Annotated in this window: 17 protein-coding genes; 6 read left to right on the forward strand and 11 right to left on the reverse strand. The window is 65.2% G+C overall.

The annotated features are described in order from the left end of the window. Positions 1-431 precede the first annotated feature (431 nt). On the forward strand, positions 432-1,442 hold the full coding sequence (locus tag ACMDCM_RS01705; protein WP_412771948.1) for a TorF family putative porin: 1,011 nt from the start codon (positions 432-434) through the stop codon (positions 1,440-1,442). 152 nt (positions 1,443-1,594) lie between these two features. Beyond that, positions 1,595-2,011 carry an META domain-containing protein gene (locus ACMDCM_RS01710; protein ID WP_412771949.1) on the forward strand — a complete coding sequence of 139 codons (417 nt, stop codon included), beginning with the start codon at positions 1,595-1,597 and terminating at the stop codon, positions 2,009-2,011. 255 nt (positions 2,012-2,266) lie between these two features. Here the strand turns inward: ACMDCM_RS01710 and ACMDCM_RS01715 are convergent, their stop codons facing one another. From ACMDCM_RS01715 to groES, 3 genes are all read right to left on the reverse strand, one after another. Continuing rightward, positions 2,267-3,466, reverse strand: a complete 1,200-nt coding sequence (locus ACMDCM_RS01715) for a hypothetical protein (RefSeq protein WP_412771950.1) — start codon at positions 3,464-3,466, stop codon at positions 2,267-2,269. 106 nt (positions 3,467-3,572) lie between these two features. Further along, positions 3,573-5,207 carry a chaperonin GroEL gene (groL, locus tag ACMDCM_RS01720; RefSeq protein WP_412771951.1) on the reverse strand — a complete coding sequence of 545 codons (1,635 nt, stop codon included), beginning with the start codon at positions 5,205-5,207 and terminating at the stop codon, positions 3,573-3,575. Positions 5,208-5,357: 150 nt separating this feature from the next. Further along, positions 5,358-5,654: a co-chaperone GroES gene (gene groES, locus ACMDCM_RS01725; protein WP_412771952.1), complete on the reverse strand. Its 297-nt coding sequence runs from the start codon at positions 5,652-5,654 to the stop codon at positions 5,358-5,360. 313 nt (positions 5,655-5,967) lie between these two features. On the opposite strand from groES, the gene ACMDCM_RS01730 reads away from it, so the two are divergent. Then, on the forward strand, positions 5,968-6,528 hold the full coding sequence (locus ACMDCM_RS01730; RefSeq protein WP_412771953.1) for a hypothetical protein: 561 nt from the start codon (positions 5,968-5,970) through the stop codon (positions 6,526-6,528). A gap of 168 nt (positions 6,529-6,696) precedes the next feature. Here ACMDCM_RS01730 and ACMDCM_RS01735 read toward each other — a convergent pair whose 3' ends face one another. Next, entirely contained in the window at positions 6,697-7,479 is a 783-nt protein-coding gene (locus ACMDCM_RS01735; RefSeq protein WP_412771954.1) for a protein phosphatase CheZ, read from the reverse strand. Between the two features lie 310 nt (positions 7,480-7,789). Between ACMDCM_RS01735 and ACMDCM_RS01740 the strand changes: the two genes are divergently transcribed. Next, on the forward strand, positions 7,790-8,575 hold the full coding sequence (locus ACMDCM_RS01740; protein ID WP_412771955.1) for a L,D-transpeptidase: 786 nt from the start codon (positions 7,790-7,792) through the stop codon (positions 8,573-8,575). A 146-nt stretch (positions 8,576-8,721) separates the two neighbouring features. On the opposite strand, the gene ACMDCM_RS01745 is transcribed toward ACMDCM_RS01740, so the two are convergent. The 6 genes from ACMDCM_RS01745 to ACMDCM_RS01770 form a co-directional block, all read right to left on the reverse strand. Continuing rightward, positions 8,722-9,549 carry a DUF2076 domain-containing protein gene (locus ACMDCM_RS01745; protein ID WP_412771956.1) on the reverse strand — a complete coding sequence of 276 codons (828 nt, stop codon included), beginning with the start codon at positions 9,547-9,549 and terminating at the stop codon, positions 8,722-8,724. Positions 9,550-9,667: 118 nt separating this feature from the next. Further along, on the reverse strand, positions 9,668-10,510 hold the full coding sequence (locus ACMDCM_RS01750) for a ChbG/HpnK family deacetylase (protein ID WP_412771957.1): 843 nt from the start codon (positions 10,508-10,510) through the stop codon (positions 9,668-9,670). Next, on the reverse strand, positions 10,507-11,544 hold the full coding sequence (locus ACMDCM_RS01755) for a glycosyltransferase family 2 protein (protein ID WP_412771958.1): 1,038 nt from the start codon (positions 11,542-11,544) through the stop codon (positions 10,507-10,509). Before ACMDCM_RS01755 ends, ACMDCM_RS01750 begins: the two co-directional genes overlap by 4 nt. A gap of 77 nt (positions 11,545-11,621) precedes the next feature. Next, positions 11,622-12,599 (reverse strand): ATP phosphoribosyltransferase, encoded by a 978-nt coding sequence (gene hisG / locus ACMDCM_RS01760; protein ID WP_412771959.1) that lies wholly within the window; start codon positions 12,597-12,599, stop codon positions 11,622-11,624. Continuing rightward, positions 12,596-13,783, reverse strand: a complete 1,188-nt coding sequence (locus tag ACMDCM_RS01765; protein ID WP_412771960.1) for an ATP phosphoribosyltransferase regulatory subunit — start codon at positions 13,781-13,783, stop codon at positions 12,596-12,598. The genes hisG and ACMDCM_RS01765 overlap by 4 nt, the downstream gene beginning before the upstream one ends. Positions 13,784-13,882: 99 nt before the next feature. Next, positions 13,883-14,650 (reverse strand): 16S rRNA (uracil(1498)-N(3))-methyltransferase, encoded by a 768-nt coding sequence (locus ACMDCM_RS01770; RefSeq protein WP_412771961.1) that lies wholly within the window; start codon positions 14,648-14,650, stop codon positions 13,883-13,885. Positions 14,651-14,981: 331 nt separating this feature from the next. Here ACMDCM_RS01770 and ACMDCM_RS01775 point away from each other — a divergent pair, with 331 nt between their 5' ends. After that, positions 14,982-15,746 carry a hypothetical protein gene (locus ACMDCM_RS01775; protein WP_412774631.1) on the forward strand — a complete coding sequence of 255 codons (765 nt, stop codon included), beginning with the start codon at positions 14,982-14,984 and terminating at the stop codon, positions 15,744-15,746. A gap of 10 nt (positions 15,747-15,756) precedes the next feature. Next, positions 15,757-16,692, forward strand: coding sequence for a 4-hydroxybenzoate octaprenyltransferase (gene ubiA, locus ACMDCM_RS01780; RefSeq protein ID WP_412771962.1), 936 nt, complete (start codon positions 15,757-15,759; stop codon positions 16,690-16,692). 43 nt (positions 16,693-16,735) lie between these two features. Here ubiA and ACMDCM_RS01785 read toward each other — a convergent pair whose 3' ends face one another. Continuing rightward, on the reverse strand, positions 16,736-17,257 hold the full coding sequence (locus ACMDCM_RS01785; protein WP_412771963.1) for a DUF6101 family protein: 522 nt from the start codon (positions 17,255-17,257) through the stop codon (positions 16,736-16,738). Positions 17,258-17,265: the final 8 nt, after the last annotated feature.

Here is a 17,265-nt window from a genome sequence, read left to right on the forward strand (position 1 = left end):
GACTTGATCCGGGCATCGGCTATACCGGCGATGACGAGATAAAAGCGCTTCCGTCAAAACGCAGCAAACCATGACGAGGGTGGCCGATTGCGGTCGCCTTATCGGGTCTCTTGAATCGAGGGTCGCAGCGTTTCGCTGCGGCCCTTTTCATTGGAACAGCTGGCTCGTCGCGCCGGTCAACGAGGCGGCGGTCGGCCGGTCGCGGGTCGTTCGGCGCGGAAGCGGGCCGCTTGTCCGAGATCTGCAACACCGGCGGACGACGTGGTGCGAACAGGCCGGAGCGCCCAAATAGGCGGCAAATGCTCGCTATTTCGGCTTCCCGTTTTCCGGTGGCGGCCTCATGGTTAACGAAAGGGAAATGGTTTTCGCTCAGATATCGCATTCCGTGGTCTTCGAGACTTGAACTGTTGTTCGGCGGATGGGGGTTTGTTGTGAAGGAAATAGCCCTGGCGGCAACGGCGCTGATGATGACGGCAGGCTCGGCGCTGGCGGCGGATATGGCGGCGAAGGCCGACAAGGCGCCGCCTCCGGTCGCATTCGATCCGTGGGACATCGCCTTCGGCGCCGGCGTAACGAGCGACTACGTGTTCCGCGGCGTGACGCAGTCGAACCACAAGCCGTCGGTGACCGCTTATTTCGAGCCCCGCTACAACGTCACCAGGGACCTGCAGCTTTACGTCGGCTCGGCGGTCGAGAGCATCTCCTTCGCCAACCGTGCGGCGGCGGAGGTCGATATCTACGGCGGCATCCGTCCGACCTTCGGCGCTTTCGCCTTCGACTTTGGCGTCTGGGGCTACCTGTATCCAGGCGGCAACTGCGTTGATACTGCGGCCGCCGGTCTCGGCGCGCTTTGTCCGGGCGATACCGGTGCAATCGCTCTGTTCAACGGCAACGTCATGAAGAAGGACGTGAGCTTCTTCGAAGGCTTCGCCAAGGTGAACTACACCATCAACGACAACTGGGCGGTCGGCCTGAACGAATACTACTCCCCGAACTTCCTGAACACCGGCGCGTGGGGCGACTACGCGTCGATCACCGCCAAATACACCGCGCCCGCCACCGTCTTCGGCGCGAGCGGCGTCGGCATGTATGTGTCGGGCGAGTTCGGCCGTCAGTGGCTTGGAACGTCGGATCCGTTCTACGGCACCGGCTTCGCGGCCGCCGGCTTCGCGGGTCCGTTTCCGAACGGCATCAAATATGCCGATTACAACACCTGGAACATCGGTCTCGGCTTCACTTACAAGGTGTTCACACTGGATTTGCGCTATTCCGACAGCGACCTGTCGAAGGGAGACTGCAACGCCTTCACCTCGGACTTCACTGCCCCGCTCAACGGCAACTTCACCAACATCAATCCAAGCGGCGCAGGTTCTGATTGGTGCGGCGCGACGTTCATCGCCAAACTGTCGGCCGACCTGACCGCGATGACCGGCCTGAAATAGTCTAGCTTCAGGCTCATCGAGCCGCGTTCGCTGGACTGCCGCAGCGGGCGGAACCCGAGCCCGATAGCGCGGGCTTCACGTCGGCCGATCCGCACTGTACAACGGCGCATAGCGCAAGATCGGCGTCGCGATCATCGATTCAACGAGGGCAGATGGCAGCAAGGTTCGGCTTCCGGTCCGGTGTCATCGCGGCTGCGGCCGCGATCGGAAGCATCATCGGTGCATGGCCGGCTTCGGCGCAGGATGGGTTTCCGTTCGGCCTCGAGATGACGCTGGATGCGCCACCCCAGCCCGGCTCGAAGCGGGTGCCGTCGCTGGAAATCGGCGACAGCGGCGAGGCCAAGCTTGAGCTGTGGTGCAAGGGCGGCAGGGGTCAGTTCTCGGTTGCCGGCAACACGGTCATCTTCGCGGCCGGTCCGCTGGAGGACCGCTCCTGTCCGCCGGAGAAAGCCAAGGCCGATGACGATCTGGTCGCGGCGCTCTCGGCTGCGGGGACCTGGACGCGGGACGGCGACGAGGTCTCGTTCGTGGGTCCGACGACGTTGCGTTTTCATCTCAATACGAATTGAGAGCGGAGGCTCCGCTGAATCGCGGCGAACGACTTTTCACCTCCCGCTTGCGGGGGAGGCCGACCGGCGAAGCCGGGCGGGATATTCTTCACTAACGCTGCTTCCTTGAGTGCCCCCTCCCAACCCTCTCAGAGCGAGCTTCGCTCGTCTCGACCCGCGAGAGGGAGCCCGCTGTGCACTGATGATGCGTTTTCGCTCTGGATATGGCTCCGCGCGCGCGGATCGCAAATCTCGTGCTGCGGAGAGCGGGGTGCCTTATTTCCAGGCCGATTTGTCGGCGTCCCAGCGCTGCGCCTTGAACTGCTTCGCCAGCGCGTCGACCGCGCCGCTATCGTCGGTCTCGACGTCCTCGTCCTCGACCGAGGTCTCGTCGTCAACCAGGTTGAGCTTCGGCCCGTCGCTTTCGTCGGCGGTCGTCGTCGCGGGGACGCCGACCCAGAGCATGATGTGATCGGACCCACCCGGCTTGTCGGGAGCAGGCAACGCCGTCACCTCGACGGTGTCGGTCAGCTTGAGCGCCGGGACCACTTCGCTCGGGCGCTTGAAGATCAGTGTCAGCTTGCCGGTGTCATCGCTCCATTTTGTCGAGACGGGCTTTGCGTCCAGGGCCTTTTCCAGCACGCCGGAGATCGCGGTCGCGAGTTTGCCGCGGTCGAGCTTGCCGTTGGCGCGCCATTCCGCGGCCGGAAAGCGGATGGTGCGGTCCATGTCGAACATGCCCGCGCTCCAGCCGGCGGCAATCACGCCGGGCAATGCCTTCAACCGGGCGATGAGGGAGGGCGCGCGCTCCGGATCGACGTTGATATCGATGACCTGCGTGCCGGCCCGCAGCGCCTCGCAGGTCACATCGAGGCTGTTCAGCGCCACCTCGACATTCTGTCCTCGCAGCCCTTTGAGCAGGTCGGCTGCCGCGTCGAGTTTGACTTTCACGGCGACCGCCTCGGGAGACACCTCGGTGAAATCCTTCGGTGCAGCGATAATGCCGTCGTCGGTTGTCCGGCTGTCGTTAAACTCGGCCTCGCTGAGATCGGAATTGTCCGTCGACGTCACGGTGGTAACTGTCTGGCCGACGCTGACCCGGCCATCGAACTCGAACGTATCGCCGGTGGGCTTGCGGGTGAGCGTCACCGTGACGGGCAGCTTGTCGACCATGCTTTGGGTCGCGCCGGTCAGGGTCGAGCCGTTCACCGCGAGGTTGACGACGAAGCGGTCCTTGCGATCGGAGCCTTTTTCCGCGGGGTAGCAGACGTCGAGAACGGCGCCGGTGACGGTCTTGCCCTGGCGGGTCTCCTTGAGGATGACGTCGGCATTGCCTTCCATCAGTCCGTCGATCGAGGTGAAATACCGGACCTCCGCTCCGCCAGCCGTCGCCTTGGTGAGGGGTCTGTCCTGCGCGAGCAGACCCCCCGGCCAAGCGATCACCAGGCAGACCAAACACAGCCGTCGTGCGCGCATGGAGAATCCCCGTTCGTCGAATCGCCCGCCACCCTAAAACCCGGTTCGCCAAAAAAGAAGGCCGCCTGGAGGCGGCCTTCCGGCGAAGTCGTGCAGTTCGAAGGGCTCAATAGCCCATGCCGCCCATGCCGCCGCCCGGCATGGCCGGCGCGGGCTCGTCCTTCGGCAGTTCGGCGACCATGGCTTCGGTGGTCACGAGCAGGCCCGCGACCGACGAGGCATCCTGCAACGCGGTGCGCACGACCTTGGCGGGGTCGATGATGCCCTTGGCGACCATGTCGACATACTCTTCCTTCTGGGCGTCGAAGCCGAAGGTCTCGGCCTTGTTTTCGAGGACCTTGCCGACGACGATCGATCCCTCGAGCCCCGCGTTTTCCGCGATCTGGCGGATCGGGGCCTCCAGCGCCTTCAGCACGATGTTGATGCCGGCCTGGACGTCCGGGTTGTCGTTGACGATGCGGCCGACCGCTTTCCTGGCGCGCAGCAGGGCGGTGCCGCCGCCGGGCACGATGCCTTCCTGCACCGCCGCGCGGGTGGCGTTGAGCGCGTCCTCGACGCGATCCTTCTTTTCCTTCACCTCCACCTCGGTCGCGCCGCCGACGCGGATCACCGCGACGCCGCCGGCGAGCTTGGCCAGACGCTCCTGCAGCTTCTCGCGGTCGTAGTCCGAGGTGGTCTCCTCGATCTGCGCCTTGATCTGTCCGACCCGCGCCTCGATGTCCTTCTTCTTGCCGGCACCGTTGACGATGGTGGTGTTCTCCTTGTCAACCAGCACCTTCCTGGCGCGGCCGAGCATGTCCACCGTGACGTTCTCGAGCTTCATGCCGAGGTCGTCGGAAATGAGCTGGCCGCCGGTGAGGATCGCGATATCCTCCAGCATGGCCTTGCGGCGATCGCCGAATCCGGGCGCCTTGACGGCCGCGACCTTGAGGCCGCCGCGCAGACGGTTGACTACCAGCGCCGCCAGCGCCTCGCCCTCGATATCTTCGGCGATGATCAGCAGTGGCTTGCCCGACTTCACCACCGCCTCGAGCACCGGCAGTATGGCCTGAAGGCCGGACAGCTTCTTCTCGTGCAGCAGGACGTAGGCGCCGTCGAGTTCGACGATCATCTTCTCGGCGTTGGTGACGAAGTAGGGCGAGAGATAGCCGCGGTCGAACTTCATGCCCTCGACGATATCGACGTCGGTTTCGAGCGACTTGTTTTCCTCGACGGTGATGACGCCCTCGTTGCCGACCTTCTGCATCGCCTGCGCGATCATTTTTCCGATAGCTGCGTCGCCGTTGGACGAGATGGTGCCGACCTGCGCGACTTCGGCCGAGGATGCGACCGGCTTGGCGCGCTTCTCGATGTCCTTCACCACGGCCGCGACCGCGATGTCGATGCCGCGCTTCAGATCCATCGGGTTCATGCCGGCGGCGACCGCCTTGGCGCCCTCGCGCACGATAGACTGCGCCAGCACGGTGGCCGTGGTGGTGCCGTCACCGGCGGTGTCGTTGGTCCTGGAGGCGACCTCGCGCACCATCTGCGCGCCCATGTTCTCGAACTTGTCCTCCAGTTCGATCTCCTTGGCGACGGTGACACCGTCCTTGGTGATGCGGGGGGCGCCGAAGCTCCGCTCGATCACGACGTTGCGGCCCTTCGGGCCGAGCGTCACCTTCACGGCGTTGGCGAGAATGTCGACGCCGCGCAGCATGCGCTCGCGCGCGTCGCCGGAAAATTTGACGTCCTTGGCGGCCATTGAGTGTTACTCCTTTAAGGAAATGCTCCTGTTGTCGTCATGGCCGGACTTGTTCCGGCCATCTACGTCTTGTTTTCCGGTGGAAGGAAGAAGACGTGGATCACCGGGACAAGCCCGGTGATGACGCTTGGTGCAAAAGCCGGATCGTGCTCAGCTCAGCACGCCCATGATATCGGACTCCTTCATGATCAGGAGGTCCTGACCGTCGAGCTTGATCTCGGTGCCCGACCACTTGCCGAACAGCACCTTGTCGCCGACCTTGACGTCGATGGGAACCAGCTTGCCGGCTTCGTCGCGTCCGCCCGGACCGACGGCGATGACTTCGCCCTGGGACGGCTTTTCCCTAGCGGTGTCGGGAATGATGATGCCGCCCTTGGTCTTTTCTTCGGCATCGATGCGTTTGACCACGACACGGTCATGCAGCGGACGAAATTGGGTTTTAGCCATGGCGGCTCCTCCGGGGGTTCGCAGGACTCTGAATTGCCATCGACGGAATGCATTTCGCTCGGACTCGAAACGCCCGGGCGATTCGTACCTTTGGCAATCATGCTCCAAGAGTGCTAATCGTTGGCGGGGAATATGGCCTGGCAGCCATGCTGTCAAGCAAGCGCCTTAAGCCGTTGGTGAAAGGCGTATAGGATAAGGATAGTGCAAACCATGTCGTGGCGTCCTCGCGATCGCGTGTAAGGTTGGCGCGGCCACATTCTAAATCTGGCAGTCAGGGGCGCGGCGGCCGGGAATTAGGTCGGGAAAACATACGATGGCGAGACCAGAAGGCGGACGCGCGGCTTTGAACCTGGGGGTGGCTGCGGCCCTTGCGATGTTTCTCTGCGGGTGCGGATCAATCGGGTCGATCGGATTATCGCCGCAGCCCGCCGAGCCTCCCGCGCCGGCTGCCGAGCCCGAAGTTCCTGCCACCATCCGATCGGACGAACTCGTCGGTCGCTGGGGACTCGCATCCTATCAAAATCCGAACGACCGGGCGCGGACCGAGGCTGCGGCCAAGGCCCAGTGCAAGAACCCTTACGTGATCGGCGCCGGCAGTCATGGCGGCGTCATCATGCATCTCGCCGACGAGGCGACGCCGCAGGAACTGCGGCTGAAGGGCAGCCGGAGCGGAAAGAACTACATCGGACCCGAAGGCCCCCCCGCCGGCGAGAAGGATCGCGAAATCGTTTCGTTCGACGGCAACGTCCTGATCACGCGTTTCATCGACCCTGACGCGGCGACCCGCTATGGCAACATGGTCTATGTTCGTTGCGCGACCGCGGCCGCGTCGGCCCGCCACGCGGCGGCAAAGCCGCGCGCGCATTCGCATTAGAGCGTATTCAAGCGAAGTGGCTATTGGTTCGCGTCAAGAAAACGCGTCAATCAAAATCATGGAGCCCCGCTTCTGAGTGCATCAGAAGCGGAAGGGTTCTATGCGGGCTGCGCGCGACTTGCAGCCGATCGATGACGGCCGGGATGAGGGATGCGGCACTTCCTGGGGTCAGTCGAACAACGCGTCGATGTCGTCCTGGGAGGCGTGCCCCTCGTCGCCCTCGAGTTTGGGACCGTTCAGAAGCTTGGCATCGCCCACGCGATCGTCGATGATCGGCGGCGCGTGGGCCCGGATGGCGTCGACGCCGCCCCAGATGTCCATCATGACGTTGATATGATGCTCGATGAACTTCATGGTGTTCATCACCTTGGCGATACGCTGGCCGGTGAGATCCTGGAAGTTGCAGGCTTCGAAAATCGAAATCACCCGTTCCTGGATTTCCTCGCTCAACCGGGTCTGCTCCGCTGGCGTCGCCTTGGACAAGGCGCTGGCGGACTGGTCGATCGCCTCGGCCGCCTCCAGAATGCGTTGCGTCGCCTGCTCGGTGCCTCCCACCACGGCGCCGAGCTCGTCGGTCACCTTCGCCATCTCGTCGCCGCTGAAACTCTTGCCATGCAGAACCGCGATTTCCTGCTTGGTGCGGGTGATGGCGTCGTAGATCAGATCGAGTTCGGTCTTGAGCTTTTCACACTGTTCGATCTGTGCGCGGTAGGTCTGTAGCAGGGCCTGCGCATCGGCCACCTCGCGGTTGACGGCTTCACTGTCCGCCGCGACCGGCCCGGCCGCGCCGTTGCGGCGCGAAGCTCCCATCTGTTGGCGGATCGCCTGCAGCTCCGCCATGATCTCGCGATGTACCGGCATTGGCGTCTCCCCATGTTCGGCGGCTGCGATAACAGGCGCGCCGGCATTCAAAATCTCTTCGACGCGGAAGCGCTTGCGTTGAACAGCCATCAGATTCCCCAGCTTCACTCAAATCCATCACGCTATATCCATGCGTTGTATACCGGGGTGGTTTAACGCCGGGTTCACGCGAGGAACCGGACGGCGCGATCCGCACACCGGCGGTTAACCATGGCCGCGCCGGTTCATCGAAAATAAACGCTACCGGACAAAACCGCGTCGTATTGACGACGTGGTGAATCGAAACGCCGGTTCTGTTTACCAAACCGATGCGGTTTTGATTTTAATTCGCGTGCGTGGCGATGCGCTGCCCGCCGCACCTGCGGCGACCATCCACGGCGAAACAGTACAGAGTACGTCGATGTTCAGAAAACTATCCCTCGCGCTTCTCGCGGGCGTGTCGCTTGCTGGCCTCGGGGTCGAGCAGGCCTTCGCGAGAGAACCGCAAGCCCGGTTCTTCACCGAGCCGACCGTCATTTACGCCGATCAGGCCGCGCCGCAGCCTGAAGAGCAACGCGTCGCCTATGCCGAGCGGCCGAACCTCGGCGGCGGCTTCATCGAGTTCCTGTTCGGCGACGGCCAGCAACAGGGACCGCATTACCAGCAGCAGCCCTATAATCCGCGGCCGCTCTACGCGCCGCAGATGCAGCCGCAGCGGATCGTGCCCGAGCAGGACGCGAGCGAGGCGGCGCATCCCGCGTTCGATCCGAAGTTCGAAAAGCAGCTTGTCGATTATCACGGCAAGGAGGCGGCCGGCACCATCGTCATCGATACGGCGAGCAAGTTTCTTTATCTCGTGCAGGGCGACGGCAAGGCGCTGCGTTACGGCGTCGGCGTCGGCAAGCCGGGCTTTCTATGGGCCGGCGTCAAGACCATCACGGCGAAGAGGGAATGGCCGGACTGGACGCCGCCGTCGGAAATGCTGAAGCGGCGGCCGGATCTGCCGCGCCACATGGAAGGCGGGCCGCAGAACCCGCTCGGCGCCCGCGCCATGTATCTCGGCTCCTCGCTCTATCGCATCCACGGCTCCAACGAACCCTGGACGATCGGCACCAACGTGTCGTCCGGCTGCATCCGGATGCGCAACCAGGACGTGATCGATCTTTATGGCCGGGTCCACGTCGGCGCCAAGGTGGTCGTGATCTGACGCGTGTCAAACGGAATCAGACTGCCATCATCGCGAGGCGCTTCGCCTCGACTCGTTGGCTCGTTTGAATGTTGCAAAGTCTGAATGCTCCGAGACGGAAACGGCCGCCCGGTGGCGGCCGTCTGTCGTTGCAGAATTTGAAAACCTCAGGCGTAGTCGTCGCCGTCGTCGAAGTCCGCGAAGTCGTCCGAGTCCATATCCATCTCGTCGTTGTCGTTTTCGTTGTCGTCCTGATCCTGATCCTGGTCCTGATCGGCATCCGCCTGGGCTTGGTCGAACGAACTGGTTTGCGACGTGTCGCCGGGTTGTGACCCGATGTCCCCGACGCCGGCGTCGCGCGCCAGACTGCTCCCGGACTGATCGCCGCCGCCCCATGGGCTGTGCGAGCCGCCGAGGCCGCCCGCGTCGCCGAAGCTGCTGGCATGGGCGGGGCCACCCATCATGGAGCGGATGCTGTTCAGGAGCAGGCCGCCACCCACGGCGCCCGCCGCGGCCGCCGCCGCCGTTCCGAGAAACGAGCCGCCGCCCGCCTGCGGCTGCGGCGTGCCATACGGCTGACCGGGCTGACCGGCGGGTGCCTGATCGTAGCGTCCGGGCTGTCCGGCCTGCTGCAACGCTTCGCCGGTGTTCCAGACGGGCCGGCCCGTCGGCATCGGGGGAGGCTGGACGTTCGGAACCGAGCCGCGCTGCGGGGTTTTGCCAAGCAGGGTGTCGCGCATCTGGTCGAGGAATCCGCCGGAAGCAGCCTGATCGCCGGTTCCACCGCCGCCTTCCAGTTGCTGGATGCGATCGTGGGCTCGCTTGAGGGCTTCGTCCTGCACCAGAACCGTCTGGACCAGCGCGTAGAGCGCATTGGGCGCCCGCCGCAGGCCCTCGGCGATGGCGGCGGCGGCGGCCTGATCGCGCGGCGTGTTCTCGACGCCGGCGAGGCGGGTGAAGAGGTCGTCAACCAACTGGCGTTCTTGCGGCGTCATGGCGCTCTCCCGATAAGGTGGCGGGATGGGATGTAGGCGCGCTTTGTGTCGCCAACAGTATCGCGGCCGATTAAATTTCAGTGTGCGGGAAAAACGGCAGGGCTTGTGCCTCGGCGTATCAGTCCAGGGTCACCCGATTCGCCGCCAGCATGTCGCGAAAGCCGTCCCCCGAGAGGAACGCATATTCCTGCTCGCGCTGGCCGGTGAGGGGATCGAGCGCGGTCAGCGTGTCGTCCACGAAACCGGGATGGCACATGATCAGGCCGCCATCCGGCGAGCCGTCGAGAAATTCCTGCATCCGCGCGGCGAAGTCGGACTTCGTGAAATCGTAGGCTCCGGCGAAGGCCGGATTGAAGCGGACGCCGGCGCGCGCGGCCTGGCGGCGAAAGCCAGCGCTTAAAATATCCAAAAGCAGCGCCTTCGGCGCGCCGCGCCATCGCGCCGGCGGTTGGCGGCGGCCGCACTGACGCACCCACGCGCCGGGCGCGGCGCTGTTGACAGCCGACAGGAAGGCGCCGCGCACCTGCGGGAAGATCTGCACGTGCTGATGGCCGTCGACATGATCGGGCGCGCGGCCGAACCGTTCGGCAAACGCCGCGATTTGCGCCTTGACCTCGTCGAAAATCATCTCGGGCTCGAGCCGGCGCGACAGGCTCGCGCGCAGCATCTTCGAAAGCGGCGGAAACAGTCCGCCCTGAAGCGGCCGGTAATGCAGGGTGAGCGGATGAAACGGCGCGGTCAGGGTGACATGCAGGCCGATCACGCAATGCGGATTGCGCGCGGCTGCCGCCTCCAGCGCCTCGGCGTCTTCGCGTCCGGCGGCGGGGCCGACCACCATCACCGATGTTGCATTGATGCGCTCGCGCTCGATCAGATCGCGGATCGCCCGGTTGACGCCGGGGCTGATGCCGTAATCGTCAGCGCACAGTCGAATCCGCCGCTGCGGTCCGGTGCCGTTCATTCGGCGGCGTCCCGGCGCGGGTCGCCGGCAGCCGGTTCGCCCTCGGCCTGCTTCACACTGTGCTCCGCGACGAAGTAAATCGGCCGCGCCTTCAACTCCGAGAGAATCTTGCCGATGTATTCGCCCATGATGCCGATCATCAGGAGTTGCACGCCGCCCAGCGTCATCAGGCCGACCACCAGCGACGGATAGCCGGGGACCGTTTCGCCATCGACCCAGGTTTCCCACAGGATCGAGAGGCCGAACAGGAAGGCGGCAAGCGCCAGCAGCAGGCCGAGCAGGCTGGCGAGCCGCAGCGGCGCCACCGAAAACGACGTCAGCCCCTCGATCGACAGACCGAGCAGCCGCGCCGCATTGAACGTGGACATGCCGTGGGCGCGAGGTTCGGGCTCGTAGTCGACGCGGAATTGGCGGAAGCCGATCCAGCTTGCGAGGCCCTTGAAGAAGCGGTTGCGCTCGGGCATCTGGCGCAGCGCGGCGGCGGCGCGGGGCGACAACAGGCGGAAGTCGCCGGCGTCCTCGGGAATCCGCTGGCGCGCCCCCCAGTTGATGATCGCGTAGAAGCTGTGCACGCCGATCCGCCGCAGCAGCGATTCGTTCGTCCGATGCGCCTTCGCCGTGTAGATTACGTCGTAGCCGCCGTTGATCCAGTGATCCACCAGCCGCTCCACGAGGTCCGGCGAATGCTGGCCGTCGCCGTCCATGAACAGGAGCGCGCCGCGCCGCGCATGGTCCAGTCCCGCCAGCAAGGCGGCTTCCTTGCCGAAGTTGCGCGACAGCGACACAACCTGCACGTCCAGCGCGGCGGCGGGAAGCTTGCGCGCGATGTTCAGCGTCCCGTCGGTCGAGCCGTCGTCGACATAGACCACCTCGCAGGCGAGGCCGAAGCGCTGCCTCAGATTTGCCGCAAGCGCGCTGAGGTGCTCGTGGAGAGGGACGAGGCCGGCCGCCTCGTTGTAAATCGGGACCACGATCGACAGACCCTGCGCCGCTGCGTCCGCAGGCAGACCCGAAAGGCTCGGCGTTTGCGTCATCGAAGAGGTCCAGGTGGTCGATTCTGCTATGGTAGTGAGTGCGGCCGCGCGCTTCAACGGGCAGGCGCAGGGTTCTTTTACGCCCCGAGAAACGCTTCCAGCCTTACGAACAGCGGGTTTTCTCGATCGAACACATAGTCCAGCGACGCGATCGACACCGTTGCCGCGCCGTGCTGACGCAGAAAACTGGCCAGTGCATAAAGCCGGTCCGGCGGGCAGTGCAGCGTGATCATCCCCGACGACGTCGGCCCGCCGAACGGCAAGACCGCGCCGAAGCGATCCTGCGCCTCGGTGAGCAGCGCCGTATCGCAGCCTGTGAACCGGGTCCGCACCTCGCGATACTGGCTGGCGCGGGCGCGCGCGGCGATGTGGTCGAGAATGATCCGCGCGGTCTCGCGCGCGCCGTTCGACCAGTCGGCGTCGCGCGAGGCGACCAGGTTGGCCTGGCTGCGCAGGATGACGCCGTCGTCCAGCACCTTCAGGCCATTGGCGGCGAGCGTCGCTCCGGTCGTCGTGATATCGACGATCATCTCGGCGGTGCCGACGGCGGGGGCGCCTTCCGTGGCGCCCGCGCTCTCGACGATGCGGTAATCGACCACGCCGTGCGAGGCGAAGAACGCGCGGGTGAGGTTGATGTATTTGGTCGCGACCCGCATCCGCCGGTTGTGCTGCGCGCGAAATCCGGTGGTCACGTCGTCGAGGTCGGCCATCGTGCGCACGTCGATCCACGACTGCGGCACCGCGACCACGACGTTGGCGCTGCCGAAGCCGAGACCGTTGATCAGCGCCACGCGCTTGTCGGCATCAATGATGCTTTCGCGGATCAGGTCTTCGCCGGTGACGCCGAGATGCACCGAGCCGCGCGCGAGTTGCGCGGCGATCTCGCTCGCCGAGAGATAGGCGATCTCGACGTTGTCGAGCTGGACGATGGTGCCGCGATAGTCGCGCACCCCGCCCGGTTTCGCCAGCGTCAGCCCGGCGCGGGCAAAGAAGGCTTCGGCGTTTTCCTGCAGGCGGCCCTTCGACGGCACCGCCAGAACGAGGGGGGCGGTCATAACGCGCTCCCGCTGGCCCGGCGCGCTGAGGTCTCGCCCGCGCAACGCGTCAACGCCTCGATCCAGATCGAGAAGCCGACCGCGGGGATCGGCGCAGATGCGCCCAGTTGCGTCATCAAGCCGTCGTAACGGCCGCCGGCAATCAGCGGTTCGTCGCCGTTGCCCTTGCGCTGCAGTTCGAACTCGAAGCCCGTATAGTAGTCGACGCCGCGTCCGAACGAGGTGGCGAAGCTGATGCCGCCGGCCTCGACGCCGCGCGCGGCCATAAAGCCGGTGCGGCTTTCGACCTGATCGATCGCGGCGTGGATGTCGAGCCCGGCGTCGGCGGCGAGCGCGCGCAACTGTCTGATCGCATCGTCCGGATTGCCGGATATCGACAGGAAGCGCTTGATGATGGTCAGCGCGTCGCGCGGCAACGCGCCGCTCTTCAGCGTGGATTGTTCGAGAAAGCGGTCGGCGATCTCGTCGATGGTGCGGCCGCCGACGTTGGTTGCGCCCGCGATCGACATCATGTCGGTCACCAGCGCCAACGCCGCCTTGCGGTCCGATCCCGCCAGCGCCGCCAGCACGCCTTCGTATTCGTTGTGGCCCGGGCCGGTCGCAAGCGTCAGCCGCTCGATATCCTGCGCAAGGTTGATCCTGCGATTGAAGTCCTTCATCAGCCGCCGCCGCCAGACCGGATAAAGGTCGAGCGCATCGATCAGAGCGGTGAACAGCGCGACGTCGCCGGTGCGGATTTCCACATCGGTGATGCCGAAAGCCGCGGCGGCTTCCAGACCGAGCGCGAGCATCTCGGCGTCGGCGGCGGCGCGATCCTGCCGGCCGAACGATTCGATTCCGGCTTGCAGGAACTCGCTCGGCCGCCCCGCGCGATAGCGGAACACAGGCCCGAGATAGCAGTACCCGGCCGGCTGGCCGGCCTTGCCGGAGGCGAGATAGTCCCGCGCCACCGGGATGGTCAGGTCGGGACGCAGGCAGAGTTCCTCGCCGCCCGCGTCCGAGGTCAGATAGAGGCTTTTGCGGATGTCCTCGCCTGACAGGTCCAGAAACGGCTCGGCCGGCTGCAGGATCGCGGGCTCCGCCTTGACGTAGCCGGCCTGGGCGAATGACGACAACAGCCCGTCCGCCCAGGGGGGCGATCGGGTTGCAGGACTTTCCGCGCTGCGGCTCATATCGAAGGCCATGGATTCCAAGGTGTTTTCAGTCGATTTCGAGGCGAGGCTCCAGGAGGCAAGGCTCTAGCATGGCCGTTTGACGGTTTCGACCACGATCGGGGAAGTGGCTTAACGAGTTGGCTGTTTTTCGGGCTGCGTCCAGTCGCCAAGCTCCGCCTGGACCAGGGCAAGGGCGGCGACCGCCGCGGTATCGGCGCGCAGGATCCGCGGCCCCAGCGACAGCCGCAGGGTATTGGGCTGCTTAAGCAGGTTTGCCCGCTCGTCCTCGGCGAAGCCGCCTTCGGGCCCGACCAGGACGTCGATGCCGCGCGTGATGCCGCGCACGGGCTCCAGCGCCGCCACAGGATTTACCGCCGAGGCGGCCTCGTCGCAGAATACCAGCAGGCGCTCGGCAGCGCGCGCGCTCAGCCAGCGGTCCAGCGTCACCGGGTCCTCGACTTCGGCCAGGCTGAGAATGCCGCATTGCTCGGCGGCCTCGATGACGTTGGCGCGCATCCGTTCGCTGTTGACTCGCGCCACCTGGGTGAAGCGGGTCAGCACCGGCTGCAGCTTGCAAACCCCCATTTCCACCGCCTTCTGGATCATGTAGTCGAGCCGGGCGTGTTTCAGCGGCGCGAAGACGTAGTGCAGGTCGGGCAGGCGATCCTGAGCCCGGGTCGCGGCGACGATATCCAAATGTTCCGGGCGCTTGCGACCGGCAATCGCCGCTTGCCACTCGCCGTCGCGGCCGTTGAAGACCAGCACCTTCGCTCCCGTCCCAAGGCGCAGGACATTGCCGAGATAATTGCCTTGGTTGCGGTCGAGCGGAACCCTGCCGCCGGCGGCGAGCGGCGCGTCGAGATAGAGCCGGGGACTGCGAAAGTCCGTGTCGGGCATGGGAAGGACATCCTGCGAAACCGCTTCTAGAGCATGATGCCGAAAAGTGGAAACCGGGTTTCGTCATGCTCGATCAAGAGGATAAGCCAAAGTCCGATTCAACGCAGTTGAGAATCGGACCCTGGTCGAACACGATCGGGTCTCAAACCGTGCCCGGCAAGAACCAGGCCTGAAATTTGCGGTTTTTCCGGAAAAGATACGGCGCGGCCATGCGTCGCGCTCTTGCCCGATTCGTCGGGTTGTTAGGAATCGGCGGCGATCGTAAAATCGGAATCGTGGAAGCCCGTTCGTCGCGATGTCGCGGATCGTTGCCCGCTGGAGGAATGCTGTGATCGTCCCACGCCTGATTGTTCCATTGACGCTTGTGGTGTTTGCCATCGGCGCCTCGGACGCGCTGGGGCAGACCCCGTTCCCGGCGCCATTGCCCAACGGGGCGGTCGGAACGGTTAATGATCCGGCGTTTCCGCCGGTGCGAGGATCGGTGGGCACTCCCAACGATCCCGCCTTTCCGCCGGTCAACGGCGCGGCTGCGAAGCGGACCGCTACGTCGCGCCAGGATCCCGCGTTCCCGCCCGTTAACGGGACGACGTCGGCGACCATCGGCACGCCCGCTGCATTTCCTTCCGGCGGCGCGACTCCGCTGGGTGGGTTCGGGGGGCCACCTCCGCAACAGGCGGGCCCGCCCGGTGGCGCAGAGTGCATGAAGGAGTTCGCCCCCCTGCGCGAGGCGACGGAAAAACGCGGCAAGCTGATCCAGGCCGCAAGCGCTCGTCATGCGCCGCCGGACGAAGCCTGCAAACTGATCGCGCAATATTCGCAGGCCGAAGCCAAAATGGTCAGATTCGTCGATACGAATTCCCGGAAATGCGGGATTCCCGCCAATGTCGGGCAGCAGATGCACGCCAACCACAAGGCGACTGAGGCCATGCATCAGAAGGTTTGCGATGTGGCCAGGCAGGCAAAGATGCGCGGCCCCGCAGGCCCGAGCCTGAGCGAGGCTTTGGGGTCGGCCGGCGCGGGATTCCCGGAAGCGACCACGCCGAGGAAGGGCGGCAGCACCTTCGATACCCTGAGCGGCAACGTTCTCACCCGATGACGAACTTTCGATGAGCGATGCGATGGCACGCGTCGCCGACTCGGCCGGCAACTGGGTCGACAGTCGCGCTCCGCTATGGGCGCGGCCCTATCTCAGGCTCTCGCGGCTCGACCGGCCGATCGGGTCCTGGCTGCTGCTGCTGCCGTGCTGGTGGTCGGCCGCGCTGGCCGCGGGCGTCGCCCATGACGCGCGCAGGCTGCCTCTGGCCATCGTGCTGTTTTTCATCGGCGCGTTCGCGATGCGGGGCGCCGGCTGCACCTGGAACGACATCACCGACCGCGATCTCGACGCGCGCGTGGAGCGGACGCGATCGCGCCCGATTCCGGCGGGGCAGGTGACAGTCGCGCAGTCCGCGATATTCCTCGTGGCGCAGGCGCTGGTCGGGCTGGTCGTGCTGCTGCAGTTCAACCGCTTCGCCATCGCGACAGGAATCGCCTCGCTCATTGTCGTCGCGGTCTATCCTTTCATGAAGCGCATCACCTACTGGCCGCAGGTGGTGCTCGGCCTCGCTTTTTCGTGGGGCGCGCTGATGGGTTTCGCGGTGCTGCTGGGCCGTATCGATGCGGCCGCGCTGGCGCTTTATGCGGGGTCGATCGCATGGGTGATCGGCTATGACACGATCTACGCGCATCAGGACGCGGAAGACGACGCGCTGATCGGCATCAAGTCCACGGCGCTTCTGTTCGGCGGGCGCACGCGTCCGGCGCTTGCGGTCTTCTACGGGCTGGCCGTCGTTCTGATCGGCGTCGCGCTGGATCTGGCCGCCGCGCGATGGCCGGCATGGATCGGCCTTGCGGCTTTTGCCGCGCATCTCGCCTGGCAGGTGGTGCGAATCGACATCGGCGATTCCCGCCTCTGCCTGCGGATTTTCAAATCCAACCGCGACGCCGGGCTGTTGTTGTTCGCGGGTCTATTGGGTAGCGCGCTGCTTGCGGCGGTGGCCTGACTGAAAGCGGTTTGCGTTTCGATGGAAAACACATGATCCGTCTCTAGCTCCGCGCGATGATCTCGCGCTCTCCCCGATAGACGGCCGCCGGGTTGAGCAGATCGCCGCTGCGCCGCCGCATCAGGAAGCTGGGACGCCGTGCATTGATGGCGTTGCTCCGTCGCCGGCGTGGCGCCGGGTCGCGCCTGTTGTCGGCAAGTTGCGGAAGCGCGAACACCTCGCTCCAGACTTGCGACGCGGCGTCGCGCTCAACGGCGTCCTCGGTCACGAGAAGGGGAATGGTGAGCGACGGATCGCGATGAAGCAGAACAAGCGCCCGCCCGTCGGCGGTGTCGCGCACGCCGACGCCGATGAATTCGCTGATGCGCATATTGATCGTCATCTTCATGCCGTGTACGGCGCGTCGCAGCGTCACGCGCTCGCGGTCAAGTTCGATCTGCCGAACGCCGCCGTCGGCTCGGCTGTCGCGCGCAGCAAAACTGACGGGCAGCGAGAGAGGGTCGAGCCGCAAGTCGCGGCTCGACCCGGGCGGATTGATTCCGCCTGTTGCTGTTTGACGCCTCACGGCTTCAG

The organism is Nitrobacter sp. (genome assembly GCF_047149785.1).
Taxonomy (GTDB): Bacteria; Pseudomonadota; Alphaproteobacteria; order Rhizobiales; family Xanthobacteraceae; genus Nitrobacter.

What these genes read in the sequence shown, in the direction of transcription:
- ACMDCM_RS01710 (WP_412771949.1), top strand. Translation starts at nt 1,595, where the DNA reads ATGGCAGCAAGGTTCGGCTTCCGGTCCGGTGTCATCGCGGCTGCGGCC.
- ACMDCM_RS01715 (WP_412771950.1), bottom strand. Translation starts at nt 3,466, where the DNA reads ATGCGCGCACGACGGCTGTGTTTGGTCTGCCTGGTGATCGCTTGGCCG.
- groL (WP_412771951.1), bottom strand. Translation starts at nt 5,207, where the DNA reads ATGGCCGCCAAGGACGTCAAATTTTCCGGCGACGCGCGCGAGCGCATG.
- groES (WP_412771952.1), bottom strand. Translation starts at nt 5,654, where the DNA reads ATGGCTAAAACCCAATTTCGTCCGCTGCATGACCGTGTCGTGGTCAAA.
- ACMDCM_RS01730 (WP_412771953.1), top strand. Translation starts at nt 5,968, where the DNA reads ATGGCGAGACCAGAAGGCGGACGCGCGGCTTTGAACCTGGGGGTGGCT.
- ACMDCM_RS01735 (WP_412771954.1), bottom strand. Translation starts at nt 7,479, where the DNA reads ATGGCTGTTCAACGCAAGCGCTTCCGCGTCGAAGAGATTTTGAATGCC.
- ACMDCM_RS01740 (WP_412771955.1), top strand. Translation starts at nt 7,790, where the DNA reads ATGTTCAGAAAACTATCCCTCGCGCTTCTCGCGGGCGTGTCGCTTGCT.
- ACMDCM_RS01745 (WP_412771956.1), bottom strand. Translation starts at nt 9,549, where the DNA reads ATGACGCCGCAAGAACGCCAGTTGGTTGACGACCTCTTCACCCGCCTC.
- ACMDCM_RS01750 (WP_412771957.1), bottom strand. Translation starts at nt 10,510, where the DNA reads ATGAACGGCACCGGACCGCAGCGGCGGATTCGACTGTGCGCTGACGAT.
- ACMDCM_RS01755 (WP_412771958.1), bottom strand. Translation starts at nt 11,544, where the DNA reads ATGACGCAAACGCCGAGCCTTTCGGGTCTGCCTGCGGACGCAGCGGCG.
- hisG (WP_412771959.1), bottom strand. Translation starts at nt 12,599, where the DNA reads ATGACCGCCCCCCTCGTTCTGGCGGTGCCGTCGAAGGGCCGCCTGCAG.
- ACMDCM_RS01765 (WP_412771960.1), bottom strand. Translation starts at nt 13,783, where the DNA reads ATGGCCTTCGATATGAGCCGCAGCGCGGAAAGTCCTGCAACCCGATCG.
- ACMDCM_RS01770 (WP_412771961.1), bottom strand. Translation starts at nt 14,650, where the DNA reads ATGCCCGACACGGACTTTCGCAGTCCCCGGCTCTATCTCGACGCGCCG.
- ubiA (WP_412771962.1), top strand. Translation starts at nt 15,757, where the DNA reads ATGAGCGATGCGATGGCACGCGTCGCCGACTCGGCCGGCAACTGGGTC.